We start from the raw sequence: 21,016 nt of genomic DNA, 5'->3' as shown, positions 1-21,016 counted from the left end.
GTAAAAACTACTAAGGTCAAACTCACGGGGTGTTAAGCGAGTTCTTAATTCGAGCTATGATGCTGTTTTTAGTTTCTTGGCTAAGGGGCAGCCAATCTTCTGATGAATAAATGATTTCAGGATTTTGTGATATTAATTCTCTTAAAATTTCATCGCGACTTTTCTTTGAATGAGTGAATGCAAAATCAAATTCGCCAAATAGTTGAGAAACAATTTCCTTGTTTAATTTTATTTCCATCGAAAATCAGCTCCTTTGATCTATTTTAGCATAAAAAGGGAGTATTTGGGAGTGGTCAATAATTATGCATAAATGTGTCCGACATTAGATGAACACAAAAAGTATACTTTCGTATAGTATCCATACTATTAAAGGAAAGCTATAATTTGGTCATATTCAGTACTTAGGGTTAAGGATGAGGAGGAAGGCTATGGATGCTTCACATGAAAAAATCACTGCCCTGCAGACAGAGTTAAAAGATTTAGGCTATACTAGTTATCAAATAAAGGAAATTATTCGTGAATCAACGGACGATAAATCAATTGATGAGCTTACTAGTCAGGAGTGCAGTAAATTAGTAGAACACTTAATGGATTTTGTAGCATTTGCAAGAAAAAGTAAGTGTATTAAATAAGCCTTAAAAGAGCCACAGGCTCTTTTTTCGTATTAATGGGTCAACCAGTATATCCTTGGTTGGCCTATTATTATAGGCGTTATATTATGGCAGCAGCCGGAAAACGAGGTTCTATTTGAGAATTTTATCCCGGTATAAAACTAATAAGGCAGCGCGAGTTTATAATGTCCACTATACACACAGGGAAAATTAACCGCAAGAGCCTTTAATTTTCTCGGTATTATTGAATGTATTAAAAAAGTACTTACCAGCTATAGCGGTGTCAGGGTCTATAGGGCAGCAATAGCAGATACCTGACAAAATAAAATTAAAAGGAGTAATGATTACATGGCAACTTCAACTAATTCTTTATGGTCTAGCTTACTAACCGCATTGAAAGGAATTGCAATCTCCTATGTAGCAGCTAAAGCAACCGATTCTAGCACTTCCTGGACTACATACCGGAACCAGCTTGTTAATGCTGCGGCTACCGCAGTATTGGCGGAAGCTGTAGCTAGTCTCAATGCGACTACCACGGAAACAACTAGCACTACAGATACAACAACTACTACAGCACAGTAATGGAAATAGGCTTTAATAGCCGAATCGTTATTAAAATCTCATGCCATATATTTCAATTAGCCCATCTCTGGCCATTGTGGATACCGTATCCTTCGGGGTGCGGCTTTTTCGTTTTGGCAGAAAGTGTAACTTCCTCTAGGGAAGGTGATATCGACTTTCGTAATTTGAGGCTACGGTAGCACGATTGCCGACTTATGAATAATATAAAATAGATTACATCGACAAAGGGGGATTTAAGATGTTTTGGGGTACGAATAGAGAACTTTGGTTTATCGTTTTGGTTATTAGTCTATTTATCCTCTTGTTCCCGGAATTTGGAGATACTTGTACTAGCTAAACCCTTGAATAGGGGGATTTTTTTAGACTCAATCTGTTATATAGTTACTTTGTAGTAAAATTCACAACTAAATGAAGTGCGGCCACTTATATTGGTTGTGTTGTAGTCGTCTGTCTTCGGATGGGCGACTATTTTTGATAATTCAGCAATTGCTGGGTTATTTTTTAGCTTTCGATGAAAATTGTGTGTCGCGAGTAGGGTGTCACTTTATTGGTTAACTACGGAGCTTTGATTGGTTGACAAAATTTTTAAGGTAGCCGTATAATTTGTTTAGGTTTACTTGAAAATGTATAGTTAAAAAAATATAATAGGCGGAGGGTTATGATGAACACAAAAGGTGATCTAACAGATTTTATTTATGCGGCTCTTTTTGCAGCTCTAACGGCAGTATTAGGATTTGTTTCTATACCACTGCCCTTCAGTCCGGTTCCTGTTTCAGGGCAGAGTTTGGGAATAATGCTGGCGGGAAGTATACTAACGGCGCGACAAGCAGTATTTAGTGTCTTGGCATTCATTTTAATTGGTGCTGCGGGCATGCCGGTTTTTTCGGGATTTGCTGGTGGAATTGGAGTTGTTTTTGGTCCGAGAGGTGGATATTATTTCGGTTTCTTGATAGGTGTCGTTGTTATTGCTTTGTTAAGAGGACACAAGAATACTATCTGGTGCTTAGCTTTGGCAAATAGTATAGGCGGTATTATTATTGTTTATCTTTTTGGTGTATTGTGGCTGAGTTTTGTTACTGGTATGGGAGTGGAGAAGGCATTTATGGCAGGCGCACTTCCATTTATACCGGGAGATTTATTTAAGGTTTTTGTAGCGACCATCATTGGAGTAGCTATAAACAAACGATTACCCAATAACAGGTTTTCATAAACTAGTTCATTTGCAGGAAGGGAGTACCTTTTGCCGAATTTATAATGTGAAAAATAACAAAAGGAGACTATAGAATGATAAAAGCTTATATATATCAACTAGCGCCAACAGACTGGTTTTTCCCGTTCAAAACAGTAGAGCAAGCAAACACAGACATAAAAAAAGAGTTTTGCGAAGATGACATTTCAGATATAAAGAATGAGCTACAGGATAAAATAGAAGCCGCAAAGGCGCTTTTCCGCAAATATACGGCGTGGGAAGGTGACGGACAAATTTATGTTTCAGGTCTGCCTGGTGAAGAATGTGACTCTTATCCCTTAATTTTAGTTGTAATAAAGCAGGAGAATAATGGCACTACCTTCTTATATTCACCTGTTGAGTTGCCTTATTTGAGACGGTATTTAGAGTTCGAGGGTTAAAACGTTAGCGTCTTGCAGGGAAAAATACCCTACAGGGTAGACTTTTTTCATTGGCTACTCTATAGGGTATTTTTATTTACGAAAACCAGGGCATTATATTTTGCTTGAATTATTCAGTGACTATGTTTGCGGTTATGATAATGTATAGCATCTATTACATCAATTATCGTGCAGAGCAAGAATAGCCCCCAGATAACTTTTACGACAAATTTTAGGCTGTCTAGTATTGCAACACAAATGTACCATTCGCGTACCAACGGAGTCAGTAAGACCATAGCTAATAAAATTACTGACGATAATAGAAATAATTGAGTAGCAGGATAATCTTTAAGCATATAACCATCCTCCTTTTTATTTCTATTTTCATTATATTCTGTTTTTTATATTATGTCAATACTTGGTAATTAATTGGGCAACCATCACCGTGTCATTACCTGTATTTTCTAAGCAAATTCTAAAAATTAATGCTTATAATTAAAATATTATTTCAAGTGATTTGGACAATTCATAGAAAGGCAGTAGCCTTCTATTAAGAATAGATTCTCCCCTATTATAAACGGTCTATCCCGGTGACAACTTGTTGCTGGGTATCTTTTTGAGAACAAAGTTTCCTAATAAGAAAAGGCATGGTATACTATAATTGATATTATTTAAGACGAAATATTAATTAAATATAAATTGGGAGTGATTGTAATGGCTGTAGAGCAGGAAGCAGTTAAACCACAAAGCGGCGCGATGGAGAAGCGGGCTTGGCCACTTAAAGGTAGTATAGTAGCTTTTGCCAGTATCGTGTATGTATTTTTACTGATCGTGTAGTGACTTCTTGACAGGCACTTAACCAGGTAGGCGATTTTTCATCGGCATAATTGTCTTGAAGTTTTAACAAGCACACCCTATACTATACATAGTACTTTTGAAGAGGGGGTGACAGCAGTGCGCGCATTGGTTGTTGACGATTCTAAAGTCAGCCGGGAATTCATTATCTCTCATTTACATGAGATGGGTATAACTATGATTGATGAAGCTGTTGACGGATTTGACGCCATTAATAAAATCAAGAAGCTGCCACCAGATAGGAAGTATGATCTTATTACTTTAGATGTTGTTATGCCTAAAAAGGATGGCCTGGAGGCGTTAAAGGACATTAAACTGTTGTCTCCTGCATCCAAGATCATTATATGTAGTTCGAATAATGATGCTTACACAGTACGTATAGCCATCGGATTTGGTGTTGATGGTTTTGTCGTAAAACCATTTTCGCGACAAAAATTTCTTGACGCGCTTTGGCGTAGTTTGAAAATAGATAAAAAGTAAGCGGAACTCCAATACTTAATCTTAATATTATGCTGGTATTGGTGCGATTAATTGACTGCGGAGAAGGCTTACATCTTGAGTGGATGAGCCTATGGTAGCAAAATAGGATTTTCATTGACAAAAGAGTAAAGACGAGTGATAATAGCAACATACTGACTGGTAGGTATGTTTTAAGCAAGGGGTAGGAATGACATGACGAAGGAAAATATCATCATTGCGGCTTTGCGGCTATTTGTTACGCGAGGCTATAAATCGGTTTCTCTTATTGATGTTGCCAATGAGGTTAGCATTACTAAGGGGGGAATCTATCATTATTTTTCGAGTAAAGATGCTTTGCTGCAGGTAGGAATGCACTATTTACTTGACCGGCTTGAGGCAAAGTATACTGAGTTATTGAGTACTAAAAATAGTATTCGGGATGTGCTTAATGCGCTGTTAGTGGAAAAAACACTGGAGCGATATGCTAAGGACCTGCTGGGGGTAGACGGGGATTGCCGTGTTGACTGTGCGCATTTTGTTATTGAGATAATGAGTAAATTCCCTGATATTCAAGAGCGAATGGAACAAGGGCGCCTAGCAGTATGTGCGGCGTTTGCCAAGAAAATTGAGGCAGCTAAGGAGCAGGGAGAACTAAAGCAGGGTCTTGACAGCTATGCTGTGGCGGCGATTATCATGGCTTTAGTCAATGGGCAACTATCACTGGGGCGTTTCTTTCAGTCCCTGGAAATGCGTAACCGAATGCTGGAGAATGTATGGCTATTGCTAACTATATAAGATGCATTACAGAATTGTGCTAATTTTTAGCACGTTGCATATACACTTGGCGCAGAACAAGAGGCGCTAAAATTTTTAAACCATGACATACCGACTGGTAGGTATGTCCATTGCATTAACAACCCAAATCTAAATGGAGGTTTATTTGATGAACAGATGGAAAACGAAATACTGGATAATCCCGGTAATTGTAGTAATTGGCATTACCTTAGTTGTCCGCAGTGGTGTATTTGCCTTTGGTAAAGCTGATGATAAAGCTGCTGACAGCGTGCTTAGCGTGAAAGTTGCTACAGTTGAGAATGAAGATATTGTACCAAGCCTTACGTTTAATAGCTCAATCGAAGGAGCAACTTCGGCAACGGTGAGTGCCAAAATTGCGGGCCGGATTGAACAAGTTCTGGCAGAGGAGGGGCAAGCCGTTAAAGCGGGCGATCCTTTGGTTAAGTTAGAAGCTGTGGAGTTGGCAAACTCATCCCGGCAGGCTGGTGATGCGGTAAAGAAGGCTCAGATTAACTATGAGTTGGCGCTGAATGATTACAATCGCTATCAGCGGCTTTTTGATAAAGGCGCTATCTCGGAACAGCAGTTAGATAATGTTAGAGCCAAATTGAAAACGGCAGAAGCTGATGTTTCAACTGCAGCAGCTAACCAAAGCAGCGCTGAGCAGCAATATGGCTATGGCATAATTAGCGCGCCAGTCGATGGGGTGGTTGCCAATAAGAATGCCACCATTGGGCAGGTAGTTTCTCCTGGAGTTGCACTTATGGTGGTGCAAGACATTAATCAGGTATATGCTGTAATCAATGTCGAACAAAAAGAATTGGGCCGCGTTAAAGTTGGTCAACAGGCTAATATTACGGTAGATACTTACCCTGACACAATTTTTACAGGCACAGTTGAGGTTGTAAATCCGGAAGCGGGTTCAAGCAGCCGGATGTTTAGGACCAAGATTAAAATTGATAATGATAGTGCCAGCTTAAAGCCTGGTATGTTTGCCAAAGTAGCACTGCTAACAGGTGAGCGTGTAGCGGTGCAGACGGTTCCACAGTCAGCTGTTGTGCAAAAGCAGGGCTTGTACTATGTGTTTACTGTCGAAAACGGTAAGGCTGTTCGCCGGCAAATTGAGATTGGCGAGGTAACAGGTAATACCATTGTAGTTAAATCCGGTTTACAAATCGGCGCGCAGGTCATTGTGACAAGTACCAACCGTATTAAAGATGGTGACGCAGTACGCGTAGCCTCATAGATTAGGGGAACAAGACATGAAGCTTACAGAGATTAGCGTAAAGCGCCCGGTCTTTGCTACGGTGATAATTTTGGCACTGGTAGTGGTAGGCTTGGTTAGCTATATGTCCCTGGCTGTGGATCAATACCCCAGCGTGGAAATGCCTGTTGTTGCTGTGATTGTTCAATATCCCGGCGCAGCACCAGAACAAGTAGAATCAAAGGTTACGCAAAAGATAGAAGAAGCAGTTAGTGAGGTCGCTGGTGTCGAGCATGTAACATCAACGGTAAGTGAGGGCGTTTCGACAACAGTTATTCAATTTACCATGGAAACAAATGCCGATGCTGCTGCGCAAAATGTACGCGATAAATTGGGTGGGGTACAGGCAAATTTGCCAGACGATGCAAAAGCGCCGATTATTTCCCGTTTTGACCCTTCCGACACACCGATACTGTCGATTGCCGTAACCGGTGATGTAACCCGGCGAGAATTGACAGTGCTAGCCGAAGATATAATCACCAAACGGCTTAAGGCGGTCAATGGGGTTGCCTCCGTCGATGTAAAGGGTGGCTTAGACCGTGAGATTCAAATTCAATTAGACAGCAACCAAATGTCTGCCTATAGTCTTACCATACCGGAAGTTCTTAATAGCCTGCGTAATGAGAATATTGATTCTCCTGGTGGTAAGGTGACTGATGGCCAGCGCAAAACTGACCTCCGGGCGGTAGGTAGTATTAAAAATACCAGTCAGTTTCTTGACATTGCTGTTGGCCAGCGCGACGGTGTGCCGATTTATGTAAAAAACATTGCAACTATTAAAGATACGACCGAAGAGCTAGTGACAGTTACTAAGCTTAATGGCAAGCCGGCGCTCGGTCTTGACATTATGAAGCAGTCTGGCAGCAATACTGTACAAGTAGTGGATAATGTCAAAAAACAATTGGAAAGTATTAAAAAGGAATTGCCGCCAGGGATTGATTTGGTGGTAGTTCGCGATAATTCGAAAACAATTAAAGAGTCAGTACAGGATGTTGAATTTAACCTCGTCGTTGGTGGTATCTTAGCGGTTGCGATTGTATTTTTGTTCTTAGGCAACTGGCGGAGTACCGTTATCAGTGGTATTGCGATTCCGGTTTCGGTTATTGCTTCCTTTATGGTAATGAAGGCATTGAATTTCACGCTCAACACTATGTCGCTGCTGGCCTTATCACTGGCGGTTGGCTTGTTGATTGATGATGCCATTGTTGTTATCGAAAATATTGTGCGCCATCTGGAAATGGGTAAAGATAAGGTAACTGCCGCACTAGATGGAACCGCTGAGATTGGTCTTGCCGTTATGGCAACGACCTTTACCCTTGTCGCTGTCTTCTTGCCGGTAGGCATGATGAACGGCATCGTTGGCCAGTTCTTTAAAGAGTTTGGTATTACTGTGGCGGCCAGTGTGTTGGTATCTTTGTTTGTTGCGTTTACACTGACTCCCATGCTGTCAGCTAAATATCTGGATCATGCTGAAATCAAGGGTAACAGTAAGCTGGCCAGAGCCTGGCTTACATGGAATGACAAGTTTGATAAGTTAACCGCTAAATATGGGCGATTTTTGCATCAGGCACTGGGGCATCGCCGCAAAGTCATAGTAGTAGCGGCTGCCATGTTTATGGGGAGTTTGATGCTCTTGCCGCTACTGGGGTCAACCTTTATTCCTGATGCTGATAATGAGGAGATTAGTGTATCGGCTGTTGTTGACCCCGGCATGAGTGTAAACGCTGTGGGAGATATGGCAGATAGTATGGTTCAGATCATTCACGATCTGCCGGAAGTCAGGCTGACCTACACTGTAGCCACTGCCAAAGATATAACTATCTTGGCAGAACTTACACCCAAGGGCCAGCGTAAGCATAGTGATTCGGCTATTATCGAAGAGCTTCGCCAAAAATTTAGCGATATGACTGGTGCGGAAATTAGTGTATCCAAAAAAGCAGCTATGACAAATGGCAAGCCAGTATCACTGGTTGTCCAGGGAACCTCGCTGGATACCCTGGCCGAAATTGCTGAACAGATAGAACAAGTTGTTGCCAGTATACCTGGTGCTGTTGAAGTATCGTCAAGTTATGAGGCGGGTAACCCTGATGCGCAGCTTGTGGTTAAGCATGACCAGGCGGCGGATTTGGGAATTTCGACGGCAAGTATTGCCGATACGCTGCAAACAATGTTTAACGGTAAGGTTGTCACCCAATACAAAGAGGGTGAAGACTCCTATGATGTACGGGTAATTTTAGATCCGGATAAGCGCCGGAGCCTGGCAGACGTCAAGGATGTGTATCTGTCTGGCAGTGCCCAGGGCAAAAGCGGACAAGCCGTTATGGTGCCGCTTGATCAGGTAACAGACACGGTGTATGCTACCAGCCCGGCCCAGATTAAACGCTATGATAACCAACAGCAAATCACCATTTCAGCCAACCTTAGCGGGATTACCCTGGGAGAATTCAACACCGCGTTCAAGAAAAAAGTGGCTGATGTAGCCATGCCGGAGGGTTATCAATTTGTTACTACCGGCCAAACCAAGTCCATGAATGATGCTTTCAGCAGCATGGTCGTGGCACTAACAATGGCGGTACTGTTTATTTTCTTCGTATTGGCTGCCCAGTTTGAGAGCTATCTTGACCCTTTTGCTATCATGTTGGCTTTACCGCTGGCGATTATTGGTGCAATAATTGGCCTGTTAGTGATGGGGAGTGAGCTCAGCGTAATGTCCCTGATTGGCATTATTATGCTGATGGGACTGGTAACCAAGAACGCCATTTTGCTGGTTGACTTTGCCAAACAGCGCCGCGCCCAAGGCGTAGAACGCAACCAGGCATTAGTAGAGGCTGCGATCAAGCGGATGCGTCCTATCATTATGACGACGGCCGCCATGATTGTCGGTATGATTCCGCTCGCCTTAGGTATTGGACCTGGTGCCGAAGCACGTGCGCCTATGGCTCACGCCATCATCGGCGGTTTGGTGACTTCGACTATTCTTACGTTGGTTGTGGTGCCTGTTGTGTATACCTTGTTTGACGATATTAAAAACGGTAAATTTACTTTGAAAAGGGTATTTAGAAGAGTCTAGCAAGTTTCTCTGCGGAAAAGCATCCTGTGCGTACCTATAGGTATAGTTGCAGGATGCTTTTTTCGAGGGGAGAGTAAATTATGGAAAAAGGTGCTTGACAAAAACGCAAATGAGTGTAATAATACAAACAACGCAAATGAGAATGATATTCATTATAAGTTGGTGAGCGGATAGTTGTAGCTTCAGAGCTATTGATGTAAAGTGGTAAAGCGGGTTCACGCAATGATGAGGGTGTGAAAACAGAGTGATTATAAAAACCAGGCTGCTTGTTATTGCGATAGTGTTTGGTTTGCTTCCTATTGTGGCTATGCTTATCGCGGGAGATCAAACAGGACTAAGCCTGCATCGGGAATTTTATAATACGATAGCAATTGTATTAATGGTGACCATTCTTGCAGGATTGCTTAGCCCAGGTATTATCAGGCAATGGCTATTTGCTAATCAGATACAGAAAATGAAAGAATTTTGTCAGCAGGTAAAAATTGGCCATTATGATGTGGTTTTAACTGTCCCGAATGAACGCGGCAATGATGGTGACGAAAATGAATTAGTTGATTTGATGCGGGACATGAACTGGATGGTACATAGGATTAAAGTGAATGAATTGGAGTTGCGGCAGAGCGTAATCGACCTTGCACAATCCAAGGCTGAAATTCAAGCACAGAAAAAAGCATTGGAAGAAGTGAATGCTGCGCAATTGCTCATCCAAGGCCAGTTGCAGGGGCGGACTCAAGAATTAAAAGCGGCAGTAGATAAATTGCGCAATTTAATGGATAATGCCGGGCAGGGTTTTCTTTCTTTTGGTGAAGATCTAAAGGTTGCAGGCGAGTACAGTGCCGAATGTGTTATGATTTTTAACCAGGAGATACGAAATGAGTTTATTCCCGCATTATTATATCCGCACGATACAGAACAACAGGCCTTTTTGACAGCGTTACTCGGAAAAGTTTTTCAAGAAGATGATGCTTTTCTCAGGGACAATTACCTGTCGTTGTTGCCTGAAGAATTAGAGCTTGCTGGCAGTTACGTGCAAATCACATATAAATTGATTCACCACCCTGTAGACCTGGCACGCAGAGAGATATTATTGATACTAACTGATGTTACTCAGAAGCGAAAAATGGAAGAAAAAATTCAAGCAGAAAGAGATATTTTGTCACTGGTGGTGAGAGCTGTGACCCACCAACAAGAATTTACTAAAGCCAAGGTGGACTACAAAGTATTTTGCCGACAAGAGCTGCCAGAACTTCTGTCTTCGCAAGCGGCAGAGACTGGGAAAATTAGTGAAATTTTTCGTACTGTTCATACCTGGAAAGGCACTTTTGCTCAATTGGGCTTGCAGCGTGTGGCCGCAAAACTACATGAATTGGAGTCTGCTTTAAGTAAATTACGAGATGGAACAGAGGGTAATCTTGCACCTACTGCTATAATGGCGTGTTTTGTGGACTATCAACCTGATATACTATATGACTGGCTGGAACAAGAGTTAGAGCAATTGAGAAAAGTATTGGGTAGCCAGTTCCTGAGCCAAGATGAGACAATCGTTGTAGAAAGCTGCAAGCTGCACCAATTGGAGGATAAGATTCGGCGTCTGCTTACCCCTTGCCAAGCCAGACCCCTTATTGAGGATCTACGGCACTTGCGTTACAAGCCTTTCAGTGATTTGATTAACATATTTCCTGAATACATAGCTGATTTGGCGTTACGTCAAGGTAAAGAAATTAGTTCGTTGTCGATTACCGGCGCGAGGACGTTAGTAGATCCTGAAAAATATCATGATTTTGCTAAAGTACTTGTACATGTTTTTCGTAATGCAGTTGCGCATGGACTGGAAACGCCGGATGAACGCCTGGAAGCCGGTAAACAGACACAAGGTCAGATTAGATGCCACATAGAGGAACATGGTGCAAATTTGCTAATTACTATCGCCGACGATGGAAGAGGAATTGACGGTAACGTTATCAGAAGACTGGCCATCGCCAAGGGGGTGTGTAGTGAACGCACAACCGCTGATTTGACAGAGGAAGAGGTTATTCAGCTGATTTTTGCAGATGGTTTTTCCAGTGTTGCTAGTGCCAATGAATTGTCTGGACGGGGGGTAGGGCTGGCTGCGGTGAAGCAAGAACTTGAAAAACTCGGCGGACATATTGAAATTATGACTATGGTTGGCAAAGGTACTAAATTTACTTTTGTTTTGCCACTCATAAACTCTGAGTATAGGATGAGCATAAAGGAGGCGGAGCAGGGAAATGGCGCGTGTATTAGTTGTGGATGACGCATTAATGATGCGTAAAGCCATTGGAACCTTTTTAGTGAAAGCCGGACATGTGGTGGATGAAGCAGCTAACGGCAATCAAGCAGTTGCCGCATATAAAAAGCATCGTCCCGACTTAGTTACAATGGATATAACTATGCCGGAAATGGATGGCATTGATGCTTTGAGGCAGATTAACACCTTTGATCCACAGGCCAGGGTTATTATGGTGAGTGCCCTTGGACAAAAACATAAAGTGTTTGATGCTTTGCAAAATGGGGCAAAAGGCTATATTTTGAAACCCTTTACGGAAGATAAACTACTATCTATTATTAACGAGTTATTAGGAGCAACAACAAGTGTACAGAAAAAATCCCTGCCTGATCTTACAGTCATGAATTCGTTTGAAATAAAACCGCTCACAGCCCAGATGGCATTTTCTATCGAAAACCAGGAGGATGAAGTAAGAATTACGTTATTGCGCGAATTTACTCAAGCTGATTATATCGATATGGACAAGGCTATCAAGAATATGAGGGTAAGTCAGACAACAGCGATAATATTTGATTTTACGTGTGGGAATGTGCTTACTAATAAGACGGTACCGACCTATGAGCTAATAATTGAGGAACTTGTTGCCTCAGGCGGTGTAGTGCGAATAGTTTGCTATACACAGGACTATACGGCTTACTTCCGCAATTTTGCTGGTTTGAAAGAGGTTGAGTTTGAACTTGTTAAGAAAGTAAATGCGCAGTAAGGAAAATTTTTTTAAATACAAAATGATAATGATTACTAATATCAATAATGCTTATAGGATAATATTGAAAGCTACAACAAGGGAGGAAGAAAGGAAATGGTCAAATTATTAAGTCAGTTATTACCGGGGGAAAAAGGTACAATAGCCAAAATTCATGGTAATGGTCCCATCCAACGCCGCATTATTGATATGGGAGTTGTTCTGGGGTCAAAGATTGAAGTTCAAAAATATGCACCGTTAGGTGATCCCATGGAGGTTAAGGTCATGGGCTTTAATCTCTCCTTGCGAAAAATAGAGGCCCAGAATATTGAAATTAAAATGAAATAACAAAGGAGGGGTGGTTATGCAAATTCAGAGTATGGATCAAGGACAATTGATGATAGTAACCGCTCTGGGCGGTTCCAGGGAAGTGAGGGCAAGACTTACTGATTTAGGTTTTACACCAGGCACGCCGGTTGGCATACTGAGTCGCAGTTATGAATCTATTATTGTCAAGGTCCGGGGCAGCCGGATTATGCTAAACAATCTACTGGCTTCTGCCATATATGTGGAACAAGGGCGGGATGAAGGAGGCGTTTATAGTGGCAAATACCAAAGTCAGTATTGCCTTGGCCGGTAATCCCAATTCAGGCAAAACAACTATTTTTAATAGTGTTACCGGTGCTAGGCAACATGTGGGTAATTATCCGGGGGTTACAGTTGAAAAAAGGGAAGGGTTTCGGCGGTATCAGGATAAAGAATTATTGATAGTTGATTTGCCAGGTACCTATAGCTTAACAGCCCATTCGCTAGATGAACTTGTGGCGCGTAATTTTATCATTAAGGATAAGCCGGATGTCATTGTGGACATTCTGGATGCCAGCAATTTGGAGCGCAATTTATATTTGGCGGTGCAGCTTTTAGAACTGGAACGACCCATGGTAGTAGCTCTTAATATGACTGATGTCGCTGAGAGTATGGGGACTAAAATCGACGGGCAAGTATTATCCCGGAAACTGGGGGTAGCGGTAGTTCGGACTGTTGGCAATCGCCATAACGGTATCGATAAGTTGTTGGCAGCGACCGTGAAGGTAGCTGAGGAAAAGACGCAAAAACCTTTTATTATTAACTACGGTGATGCGGTAGAAGGCAAAATTGCAGAAATCAGTGCCTTGTTAGCAGAAGAACGGCATAATTTGCACTTTCCGCTGCGGTGGTTGGCGATAAAGCTGTTAGAAAACGACCCGGAGATCCGAAATACGGTGCAAGCATTGCCCGGGGGAGCGCGGGTGGCTACTGTTGTTGCTGCGGCTAGAGAGAGCCTGCAGGCTACCTTTGAGACTGATCCTGAATTGGCGATTGCTAATTTGCGGTATCAGTTTGTAGGCTCACTATGTCAGGATGTTATTGTTTCCAAACGGGATGGCTGGTTAACGACTTCTGATAAGGTTGACAGGATACTTACCAACCGCCTGTTAGGTTTGCCTGTATTCCTGGGACTTATGTGGCTATTGTTTAATATGGTATTTACCATCGGGGCTTATCCACAGGAGTGGCTTGAAGAAGGCGTAGCGGCCATTGGCACCTATGCAGGCCTCTATATGCCGGCAGGTGATCTCAAGTCATTGGTTGTCGATGGCATCATCGGCGGTGTTGGCGGCGTCATTGTATTTTTGCCTAATATATTGTTATTGTTTTTAGGAATTGCCGTGTTGGAAGATAGCGGTTATATGGCTAGAGCGGCCTTTATTATGGACAAAATTATGCACTCTGTAGGACTACATGGTAAATCGTTTATTCCACTATTATTGGGTTTTGGCTGTAGTGTGCCAGCCATTATGGGTACCAGGAGCTTAGAAAATCCACGAGACCGGCTAGTGACTATTCTGGTAACACCACTAATGAGTTGCAGTGCAAGGTTACCGGTATATACTTTGTTGATTGCTGCCTTCTTTAGCGAAGGTATGGCAGGTACGGTGTTATTTTCCATTTACGTATTAGGGATAGTTTTGGCTGTAATTATGGCGCGCGTTTTTCGCAGCGTATTATTCAAAGGCGAGTCAGAACCTTTCGTTATGGAGTTGCCTCCTTATCGTGTACCTACATTGCAATCCATTTGCATGCATATGTGGGAACGCAGTGTGCTCTATTTGAAAAAAGCAGGTACCATTATTCTGGCAGTTTCGATTTTGGTCTGGTTTATGGTCAATTACCCTAGTGATGTTAATTATAGTAAAGACTATCAAGAGTTAATCGCCCAAGCAGAAGCGGGTTTTAGTCAGCAAGTGGCAGAGCAGGTTGGTACGCCGCTGAATATTGCTGCTGTAGAAGATCATGTACCGCTGCAGACAGTAATTACCGATTTAAGTACCATTAATGAAGAGTTTGAGGAGCAAGCCGAAGGGCTGGAAGAAGATAGTCCTGAATTAGCTGCTTTAACAACGGCTAAAGAGATAAAGCTGCAGGAAGTACAAGCAGCTAACACTGAGTTATATCCGTGGGCCATGCGTTATCTGGAACTCAAGACTGAAAATGAAGAGCAGGTTGAACACTTACAGAAAGAAGCGGATGGGGAAAAATTAGCGCAAAGCTATGCTGGGCAGCTCGGCAAATTTATTGAGCCGGTCATCCGACCATTGGGCTTTGATTGGCGGTCAGGCATTGGTTTAATTGCGGCCTTTACCGCGAAAGAGGTTTTGGTTAGTACCATGGGAACTATCTATAATGTAGGTGAAGCCGATGAAGGGTCGGTTGCGCTGCAGCAAGCGCTGGCCAATGACAGCAGCTTTACCCCATTAGTTGCCTATTCTTTGATGGTGTTTGTGCTTATCTATTCACCGTGCCTGGCAGCATTAGCAGTTATCAAACGGGAATCAAATTCCTGGAAATGGCCACTTTTTGCTACCGTATATACTACTACTCTGGCATGGATAATGTCGTTCTTAGTTTACCAAATAGGAAGTCTTCTGGGCTACTAAGGAAAAGGGAGTGAGCGGGATGGATACGATAATTGTATTTATAGTCGGCTTAGTTGCGGTTGGCTATATAGCCAAAATTATCTGGCAGGAATTGCAGGGGAAAACGCAATGCCATTGTTCTGGTAGCTGCGGGAGCAATTGTCATAAACAAGTCAAGTAGACGGGAGAGTCAAAATATGGGTTTATCATCTCTGTTTGAAAGTCTTATGGATTCATCGAAGAAGAAGCTGTTCCTACAGCAGATTCAGGTACTTCATTATATGCCGGGGCGCGTTCGACTCCAATCACAGTACGTAATCAACAACCCGGAGATAGTCCGTCAAGTGAGTCTGCATTTGAAGACAATGCCAGAAATCAAACAGTTTACCATTAACTCGGCCACTGGTTCCATACTTATTCAATATTCTCCTGAAGATGTTTCACGGAATCCTTTTCTGCGGGACATAGAGCAATTGGTAGTTAAACAATATGGAAGGTGATAGTAAATGACTTACCTTACGGGATTGGCTTTGGGTATTTCGGCTGGGGGTAAACTCCATCAACTTCTTAAGGGAGAGGGGTTTAGCTTAGTCCATGCTTTACCAGGGAGACGGCGTTACCAACATGATGATTTGCTGGATAATAAAAAGTTGGCAGTGGAATGGGAGCAACACTTAACCAGAGTAAAAGGGATTAGAACGGTTAGGGTAAACCCGACAACAGGCAGTATTCTATTGGAATATATCTGCCAGGAAGAATGCATTGAACTGGTCATGAATTATCTCGATCAACTTCATAAGATGCCGGGTCCCCGTGCTGATTACGGCAAACTAGGGATGAATATCCGCAGCTTATGTCGAAGAATGAACCGCAATATCTTTAAAAATACTGGATATACTTTGGATTTGCGCACTGCGTTGGCATTGATAATGCTTGTTTGCGGAGGTACTAAGATTTGGAAGTTGGGCCAGCGACCCGCAGGTCCGCAAATGGTGTGGTGGGCGTACTCGTTGCTGAAAGGACGTTACTAATGGGATGCCAATATATAACGTTTCCTTTACAAACAGCATTATCCACCCGCAGACAGACCCTGCTTGAAGCCACTATTAGGCAAATTCCGGCTGTTATCAGTGCCTATGCTGGTGATGGCAGAAGTTTGGTTATATATTACAAAGGGAATTTGTCTTTGCCTGAGGTGAATGCCAAGTTACAGCAGGTTGTTTTCTCCAGTAAAACGACTGCGATTACCCAGGTACGGCCTACGGGAGAACCGCCTTCTCTTTTTGCAGAATATCGGCGGGATGCTATTCTGGCTGGAACGGGATTGATGGGGTTACAGTTACTGCGCTTGGCTGCCCCGGGTATGTTTACTGCGCTGTATCTGGCTAGGTGCGCCTTTGTGCTCTTTGTAGCTCGCAAATTTATTGCCAGCGGTGTGCGAAGCCTGGTGGTTGAACGACAGCCCAATGCCGATACCCTGACAACAACTGCAGTTATGGCTTCGATATTAGGCGGTAAACCCGAATCCAGTCTGACTCTCCTCGCGTTGTCTAATTTCGCCGAGATGCTTACTACCTTTACGGCAGAACGAGCCCGGAAACACATTTCTAAACTGCTAAGACTGGATCAGCAGTATGTTTGGAAGATCGAAGAGGGCGGCCATGAAGTACGAGTAGCTGTGCAAAGTCTAAAGCCTGGTGACCGGGTCGGCGTACACTTAGGTGAGAAAATCTGCGTGGATGGCCGGGTAATGGTTGGGGTAGGTGCCGTGGACCAATCATCAATTACCGGTGAATACATACCTGCGGAAAAGAGTGAAGGCGACTATGTGTACGCCGGCACCGTCCTCCAAAACGGTTTTCTTGAGATTATTGTGGAAAAAATTGGCGATGATACAGCGGTGGCGCGTATTGTTCATATGGTGGAAGAGGCCCAAACTCGGCGCGCACCTGTACAAAATTTTGCTGATCGGATGTCTAATATGCTTGTTCCCATTTCCTTTATTGCCGCTGGTTTGGTCTATGGGGCAACTAAAGATTGGCAGCGGGTGCTAAATATGTTGTTCATTGATTTTTCCTGCGGCCTGAAACTTTCCACGGCTACCGCTATCTCGGCAGCTATTGGACGAGCAGCCAGCCGGGGTGTATTAGTCAAAGGCGGCAACTATGTGGAAGCTCTGGCAGGCATTGATACTGTTGTGCTAGATAAGACCGGTACCATTACTATCGGTAAGCCGCAGGTTGTAACTGTAAAAACGGCTCCTGGAGTTAGGGAGCGCGAGCTGTTGCTCTTAGCCGCCTCTGCCGAATATCATTCGGCACACCCACTGGCGTGCGCTGTATTAGAATACGTGGAAAGCCAAGGATGGGAGATACCGCAACATAACAGCACTGAAACCATTGTTGCCCGGGGAATCTTGGCTGAGGTACCTGATTTTGAAGAGATATGCGGTGGGCGAATTTTAGTAGGCAGCAGACGGTTTATGGAGGAGTATCAGATTGATTGTCAGTTTTTTGGTGGCGAGTCCGGTGCAGAATGTGGTTTTAACCTGATCTATGTAGCAAGGGGTGAAGCATTGCTGGGAGTGCTGGTAGTAAGTGATCCTATTCGTCCCAAAATGAAGAAGACTATCAATCAATTGCGACGGCAAGGCGTTGACGAAGTCGTCATGCTTACTGGGGATACGGAGCCTGTTGCCAAACATGTGGCAACTGCGCTGGATATTGACGCGTACCACGCAGAGGTGTTGCCGGAGGATAAAGCGGCCTTGGTGAACCGATTTAGACGGCGATCACAGGTACTTATGGTCGGTGACGGCGTTAATGATGCCCCGGCATTGGCTTTCGCTGATGTAGGGGTGGCTATGGGGGGGAGGCGTACAGATATTGCCGTAGAGTCAGCGGCCATTACTATTAATTCAGAAGATCCGCTGGTGTTGTCGGAAGTAGTTATGCTGGGTAAGAAAACCATGAAGATTGTACAACAAAACTTTACTGCTACCATCGCCGTCAACATGGCAGCTATGCTGCTCGGAGCCATTGGTCGAACCAATCCGATGGTTTCGGCGCTGATTCACAATGCTGCAACCATTGGAGTAGTGCTGAATAGTGCGCGGATTTTGATAGCGAATAAAAAAATTAGATAGATTATTTTAAAGAAAGGAGGTGAGAATATGTTTGCAAGAAGTGATTTTTGGATAGGTCTTGTTGTTGGCACTCTTGCGGGAGCTTTTGGGTACAAAATGATGTCTGAACAGTCAATGCGTGGTATAGCGCCAACTATGCAAATGTCTGCTGTTCAAGGTGTGGGTGAGATTCCGGTAGACGAACTTATGCGTCAAAAAGAACGTTTGGAAGACTTAATCGCAGAACGGCAAGAGGGTGTGGTTAAGGCCTAATAGGGTTAGTCGTTTGTGATCTGAAAATAAAGTCCAACCACTTCATTCAGAACCAAGTGGTTGGACTTTATTTATAAGAGTATATTGGTGCAATTTTCTGGGCCGTCGGTTATGACGGTCCAGTCGCTATTTATAGCCGATAAACATGATCTTTTGGGGGAATGACGAGCCACAACACGCAAAAGAAAGCGTGACTGTGAGCGAAGAATCCAATATTGTTTAGTGAGTAGCCATGACATCTAGCAGGCGCTAAAGAAGCATAGGCGAACTTTATGTGCGATTAGAAAAGCAGTATGATAACAGTTAGTTAAACATAACATAATGCCGAGTTCCATTTTGGAAGCGGAGGAACCACTTTTTGGGGTTAATTTTGCCAATTAGGCAAAAGGGATGTTTTTCTCTTGTCATCCTACCCGTCAGCTAACTTCGCAGGCTAAAGCAGGGGTCGAAAGACCGACAGGTCTTTTTTTTGTGTTAAAAAAATGAATAATGAAACTGGAGGCGCTACTATGATGCGCGTACTTCGCCGATTACTTATCGGCAAGCCACTTCATAACCGGGAGTTGGCTCATGAAAAACTTCCCAAGTGGAAGGCATTGTCTATTTTTTCCTCAGATGCGTTATCATCGGTTGCTTATGGTCCGGAACAAATTATGCTTGCGCTGGTTGCTGTTCCCAGTCTGGTAGCTTACGGGTTTATGGGCCCTGTGGCTATAGGTATTCTGTCACTGCTGGCAATTGTAGTGTTATCCTATGTGCAGGTGGCTAAAGCCAATCCTGAGGGTGGCGGGGCCTATACGGTGGCCAAGAAGAATCTGGGCAAGATGCCGGCGTTGGTGGCAGCTGGCTCAGTCTTTGCCGATTATGTACTGACAGCTGCGGTGAGTGTCTCGGCCGGCACAGCAGCTATTGTTTCGGCTTTTCCTTCTTTGGCGGGGCGGGAAGTCACCATTGATGTATTGGTTCTTTTTGCCATATTAATGCTAGTTAATCTGCGCGGAGTCCGGGAATCATCCAATGCCTTCGTAATACCTACCTACGCTTTTTTGTTTGGTATCATCATTTTAATTGTGATAGGTATATGGAAGTCCATTACTGCTCCATATCTGCTGCCACCAGAGTCCTTAGCCCGCCAGCAACTGGATTGGGCGATGCTGTTTGTGATTTTACGGGCCTTTGCCAATGGTTGTAGTTCAATGACAGGGGTAGAAGCCATTGCCGATAGTGTTCCCATGTTCCGGAAGCCGGAAGCCCGCAATGCTGCTATTACTACGTACTGGATGGCAGGAATCCTGGGCTTTATGTTCCTGGGTATTACCTACCTTGTTATGCATTATCACATTTTACCGATAGCTGAGGTAACGGCTATGTCGCAATTGGCAGAAGAAATTTTTGGCCGTTCGGCTGCCTATTATTATATTCAGATTACTACGATGCTGGTGTTATATCTGGCAGGCAATACGGCCTATAATGGTTTGCCGGTGCTGTTATCCATTGTGGCTAAGGATGGGTATATGCCCCGTTATTTGGCGACACGTGGCGAGCGGTTGACATTCTCTAATGGTATCATTTTACTAACTGTCGCGGCTGCTTTGTTAATTATCGTGTTTCGGGGAAATACTGAGCATCTCATTTCGCTGTATGCTATTGGCGTATTTATTTCCTTTACTATTGCCCAGTCTAGCATGGTCGTTCACTGGAACCGGGAGCGTGGTAAGGGATGGCAGATTCGGGCGCTGCTAAATGGCATTGGTGCTACGACTACCGGTCTGGTTGTCCTTATTATTACCATAACAAAATTTCTCTATGGTGCCTGGATTATCTTGTTGTTTATTCCGATTATGATTTATATCTTTACAGCCATCCGGGGCCACTATAACTCTATAGCCGATCAACTACATCTGCCGGAAGAATGCTATGAAAAGGGAGCGGCTACTTTTCCAGAGGGTAAACATATTGTTATTGTACCTGTATCGACAACAACGCGCGTGGTGTATGAAACCATTAAATATGCCAAGATGATTGGTGATAATATCCTGGCTGTTCATGTGTCTAACAATGAAGAAACGACACAGAAAGTTGTCGAAAAATGGAAACTGTGGGATCCGGGTATAGAATTGATCGTTATTCGTTCGCCCTACCGGTTACTAATGCGGCCGCTTCTGCATTTTATTGAGAAGAAGGAGCGGGAAAAGGGACCAGATGATTATATCACAGTTATTATCCCTGAGTTTGAGACGCGAAAATCCTGGCACCGGCTCTTGCATAATCAGACTGGCTGGTTTTTGCGGAATACCCTTATTTGGAGGGAAAACGTTATTGTAACTACCGTTCCCTATCACTTAAAAGAATAGGAAAAAAGTGGGTTGCCTCAAAATGAGGCAACCCACTTTTACCAGGATATTCATTGATTGCCATTTAGCAGCAT

The 21,016-nt window shown here is 43.4% G+C and carries 20 protein-coding genes, 1 pseudogene and 1 riboswitch; of the genes and pseudogenes, 20 read left to right on the top strand and 1 reads right to left on the bottom strand.

Translation table 11 applies throughout. From position 1 onward, the window contains the following. Positions 1-22: 22 nt before the first annotated feature. Positions 23-238 carry a hypothetical protein gene (locus SALPA_RS10275; protein ID WP_145093210.1) on the bottom strand — a complete coding sequence of 72 codons (216 nt, stop codon included), beginning with the start codon at positions 236-238 and terminating at the stop codon, positions 23-25. Positions 239-428: 190 nt separating this feature from the next. Between SALPA_RS10275 and SALPA_RS10270 the strand changes: the two genes are divergently transcribed. From SALPA_RS10270 to SALPA_RS10180, 20 genes and pseudogenes are all read left to right on the top strand, one after another. Further along, on the top strand, positions 429-632 hold the full coding sequence (locus SALPA_RS10270) for a hypothetical protein (RefSeq protein WP_145093207.1): 204 nt from the start codon (positions 429-431) through the stop codon (positions 630-632). A gap of 327 nt (positions 633-959) precedes the next feature. Continuing rightward, on the top strand, positions 960-1,193 hold the full coding sequence (locus SALPA_RS10265; RefSeq protein ID WP_145093204.1) for a hypothetical protein: 234 nt from the start codon (positions 960-962) through the stop codon (positions 1,191-1,193). A gap of 658 nt (positions 1,194-1,851) precedes the next feature. After that, positions 1,852-2,403, top strand: a complete 552-nt coding sequence (locus SALPA_RS10260) for a biotin transporter BioY (RefSeq protein ID WP_255451131.1) — start codon at positions 1,852-1,854, stop codon at positions 2,401-2,403. Between the two features lie 74 nt (positions 2,404-2,477). After that, positions 2,478-2,822 (top strand): hypothetical protein, encoded by a 345-nt coding sequence (locus tag SALPA_RS10255; protein ID WP_145093200.1) that lies wholly within the window; start codon positions 2,478-2,480, stop codon positions 2,820-2,822. Between the two features lie 693 nt (positions 2,823-3,515). After that, positions 3,516-3,638 (top strand): hypothetical protein, encoded by a 123-nt coding sequence (locus SALPA_RS31465; RefSeq protein WP_255451130.1) that lies wholly within the window; start codon positions 3,516-3,518, stop codon positions 3,636-3,638. A gap of 117 nt (positions 3,639-3,755) precedes the next feature. Beyond that, complete coding sequence (locus SALPA_RS10250; protein WP_186451013.1) at positions 3,756-4,136, top strand: response regulator; 381 nt, start codon at positions 3,756-3,758, stop codon at positions 4,134-4,136. Between the two features lie 192 nt (positions 4,137-4,328). Continuing rightward, a complete protein-coding gene (locus SALPA_RS10245) occupies positions 4,329-4,910 on the top strand; it encodes a TetR/AcrR family transcriptional regulator (RefSeq protein WP_145093194.1) in 582 nt (193 codons plus the stop codon). 148 nt (positions 4,911-5,058) lie between these two features. Then, a complete protein-coding gene (locus SALPA_RS10240) occupies positions 5,059-6,156 on the top strand; it encodes an efflux RND transporter periplasmic adaptor subunit (protein ID WP_145093191.1) in 1,098 nt (365 codons plus the stop codon). Positions 6,157-6,172: 16 nt separating this feature from the next. Continuing rightward, complete coding sequence (locus tag SALPA_RS10235; RefSeq protein WP_145093188.1) at positions 6,173-9,244, top strand: efflux RND transporter permease subunit; 3,072 nt, start codon at positions 6,173-6,175, stop codon at positions 9,242-9,244. A 244-nt stretch (positions 9,245-9,488) separates the two neighbouring features. Further along, on the top strand, positions 9,489-11,519 hold the full coding sequence (locus SALPA_RS10230) for an ATP-binding protein (RefSeq protein WP_145093185.1): 2,031 nt from the start codon (positions 9,489-9,491) through the stop codon (positions 11,517-11,519). Then, positions 11,494-11,847, top strand: a pseudogene (locus SALPA_RS31460) (response regulator); the annotation flags it as partial. The gene SALPA_RS10230 and the pseudogene SALPA_RS31460, both read left to right, overlap by 26 nt. A 504-nt stretch (positions 11,848-12,351) precedes the next feature. Next, positions 12,352-12,582: a FeoA family protein gene (locus tag SALPA_RS10220; RefSeq protein WP_145093179.1), complete on the top strand. Its 231-nt coding sequence runs from the start codon at positions 12,352-12,354 to the stop codon at positions 12,580-12,582. Positions 12,583-12,598: 16 nt separating this feature from the next. Beyond that, the gene (locus SALPA_RS10215; RefSeq protein ID WP_145093176.1) at positions 12,599-12,874 is read left to right on the top strand and encodes a FeoA family protein; all 276 of its coding nucleotides are present in this window, start codon (positions 12,599-12,601) and stop codon (positions 12,872-12,874) included. Further along, on the top strand, positions 12,837-15,212 hold the full coding sequence (feoB, locus tag SALPA_RS10210; protein WP_145093173.1) for a ferrous iron transport protein B: 2,376 nt from the start codon (positions 12,837-12,839) through the stop codon (positions 15,210-15,212). Before SALPA_RS10215 ends, feoB begins: the two co-directional genes overlap by 38 nt. A gap of 19 nt (positions 15,213-15,231) precedes the next feature. Beyond that, a complete protein-coding gene (locus tag SALPA_RS10205) occupies positions 15,232-15,372 on the top strand; it encodes a FeoB-associated Cys-rich membrane protein (RefSeq protein ID WP_145093170.1) in 141 nt (46 codons plus the stop codon). A 16-nt stretch (positions 15,373-15,388) separates the two neighbouring features. After that, positions 15,389-15,691, top strand: coding sequence for an HMA2 domain-containing protein (locus SALPA_RS10200; protein ID WP_145093167.1), 303 nt, complete (start codon positions 15,389-15,391; stop codon positions 15,689-15,691). A 6-nt stretch (positions 15,692-15,697) separates the two neighbouring features. Continuing rightward, a complete protein-coding gene (locus SALPA_RS10195; protein ID WP_145093165.1) occupies positions 15,698-16,222 on the top strand; it encodes an HMA2 domain-containing protein in 525 nt (174 codons plus the stop codon). After that, positions 16,222-18,336 (top strand): cation-translocating P-type ATPase, encoded by a 2,115-nt coding sequence (locus tag SALPA_RS10190; RefSeq protein WP_145093162.1) that lies wholly within the window; start codon positions 16,222-16,224, stop codon positions 18,334-18,336. The genes SALPA_RS10195 and SALPA_RS10190 overlap by 1 nt, the downstream gene beginning before the upstream one ends. Positions 18,337-18,363: 27 nt before the next feature. Beyond that, positions 18,364-18,588, top strand: coding sequence for a 50S ribosomal protein L9 (locus tag SALPA_RS10185; protein ID WP_145093159.1), 225 nt, complete (start codon positions 18,364-18,366; stop codon positions 18,586-18,588). A 312-nt stretch (positions 18,589-18,900) separates the two neighbouring features. Further along, positions 18,901-19,038: riboswitch (cyclic di-AMP (ydaO/yuaA leader) on the top strand. 59 nt (positions 19,039-19,097) lie between these two features. Then, positions 19,098-20,942, top strand: coding sequence for an APC family permease (locus SALPA_RS10180; RefSeq protein WP_145093156.1), 1,845 nt, complete (start codon positions 19,098-19,100; stop codon positions 20,940-20,942). Positions 20,943-21,016 lie beyond the last annotated feature (74 nt).

Source organism: Sporomusa sp. KB1 (genome assembly GCF_007830295.1).
In the GTDB taxonomy this organism is placed as follows: domain Bacteria; phylum Bacillota; class Negativicutes; order Sporomusales; family Sporomusaceae; genus Sporomusa.
The sequence above is the reverse complement of the archived record's forward strand: the minus strand, read 5'-3'. Positions and strand labels throughout refer to the sequence as shown.

Bases quoted from the DNA above. Each gene is read 5' to 3' on its own strand.
- SALPA_RS10235 (WP_145093188.1), top strand. From the start codon at position 6,173: ATGAAGCTTACAGAGATTAGCGTAAAGCGCCCGGTCTTTGCTACGGTG.
- SALPA_RS10270 (WP_145093207.1), top strand. From the start codon at position 429: ATGGATGCTTCACATGAAAAAATCACTGCCCTGCAGACAGAGTTAAAA.
- SALPA_RS10190 (WP_145093162.1), top strand. From the start codon at position 16,222: ATGGGATGCCAATATATAACGTTTCCTTTACAAACAGCATTATCCACC.
- SALPA_RS31465 (WP_255451130.1), top strand. From the start codon at position 3,516: ATGGCTGTAGAGCAGGAAGCAGTTAAACCACAAAGCGGCGCGATGGAG.
- SALPA_RS10260 (WP_255451131.1), top strand. From the start codon at position 1,852: ATGATGAACACAAAAGGTGATCTAACAGATTTTATTTATGCGGCTCTT.
- SALPA_RS10275 (WP_145093210.1), bottom strand. From the start codon at position 238: ATGGAAATAAAATTAAACAAGGAAATTGTTTCTCAACTATTTGGCGAA.
- SALPA_RS10220 (WP_145093179.1), top strand. From the start codon at position 12,352: ATGGTCAAATTATTAAGTCAGTTATTACCGGGGGAAAAAGGTACAATA.
- SALPA_RS10180 (WP_145093156.1), top strand. From the start codon at position 19,098: ATGATGCGCGTACTTCGCCGATTACTTATCGGCAAGCCACTTCATAAC.
- SALPA_RS10205 (WP_145093170.1), top strand. From the start codon at position 15,232: ATGGATACGATAATTGTATTTATAGTCGGCTTAGTTGCGGTTGGCTAT.
- SALPA_RS10200 (WP_145093167.1), top strand. From the start codon at position 15,389: ATGGGTTTATCATCTCTGTTTGAAAGTCTTATGGATTCATCGAAGAAG.
- SALPA_RS10195 (WP_145093165.1), top strand. From the start codon at position 15,698: ATGACTTACCTTACGGGATTGGCTTTGGGTATTTCGGCTGGGGGTAAA.
- SALPA_RS10255 (WP_145093200.1), top strand. From the start codon at position 2,478: ATGATAAAAGCTTATATATATCAACTAGCGCCAACAGACTGGTTTTTC.
- SALPA_RS10240 (WP_145093191.1), top strand. From the start codon at position 5,059: ATGAACAGATGGAAAACGAAATACTGGATAATCCCGGTAATTGTAGTA.
- SALPA_RS10215 (WP_145093176.1), top strand. From the start codon at position 12,599: ATGCAAATTCAGAGTATGGATCAAGGACAATTGATGATAGTAACCGCT.
- SALPA_RS10265 (WP_145093204.1), top strand. From the start codon at position 960: ATGGCAACTTCAACTAATTCTTTATGGTCTAGCTTACTAACCGCATTG.
- SALPA_RS10185 (WP_145093159.1), top strand. From the start codon at position 18,364: ATGTTTGCAAGAAGTGATTTTTGGATAGGTCTTGTTGTTGGCACTCTT.
- SALPA_RS10245 (WP_145093194.1), top strand. From the start codon at position 4,329: ATGACGAAGGAAAATATCATCATTGCGGCTTTGCGGCTATTTGTTACG.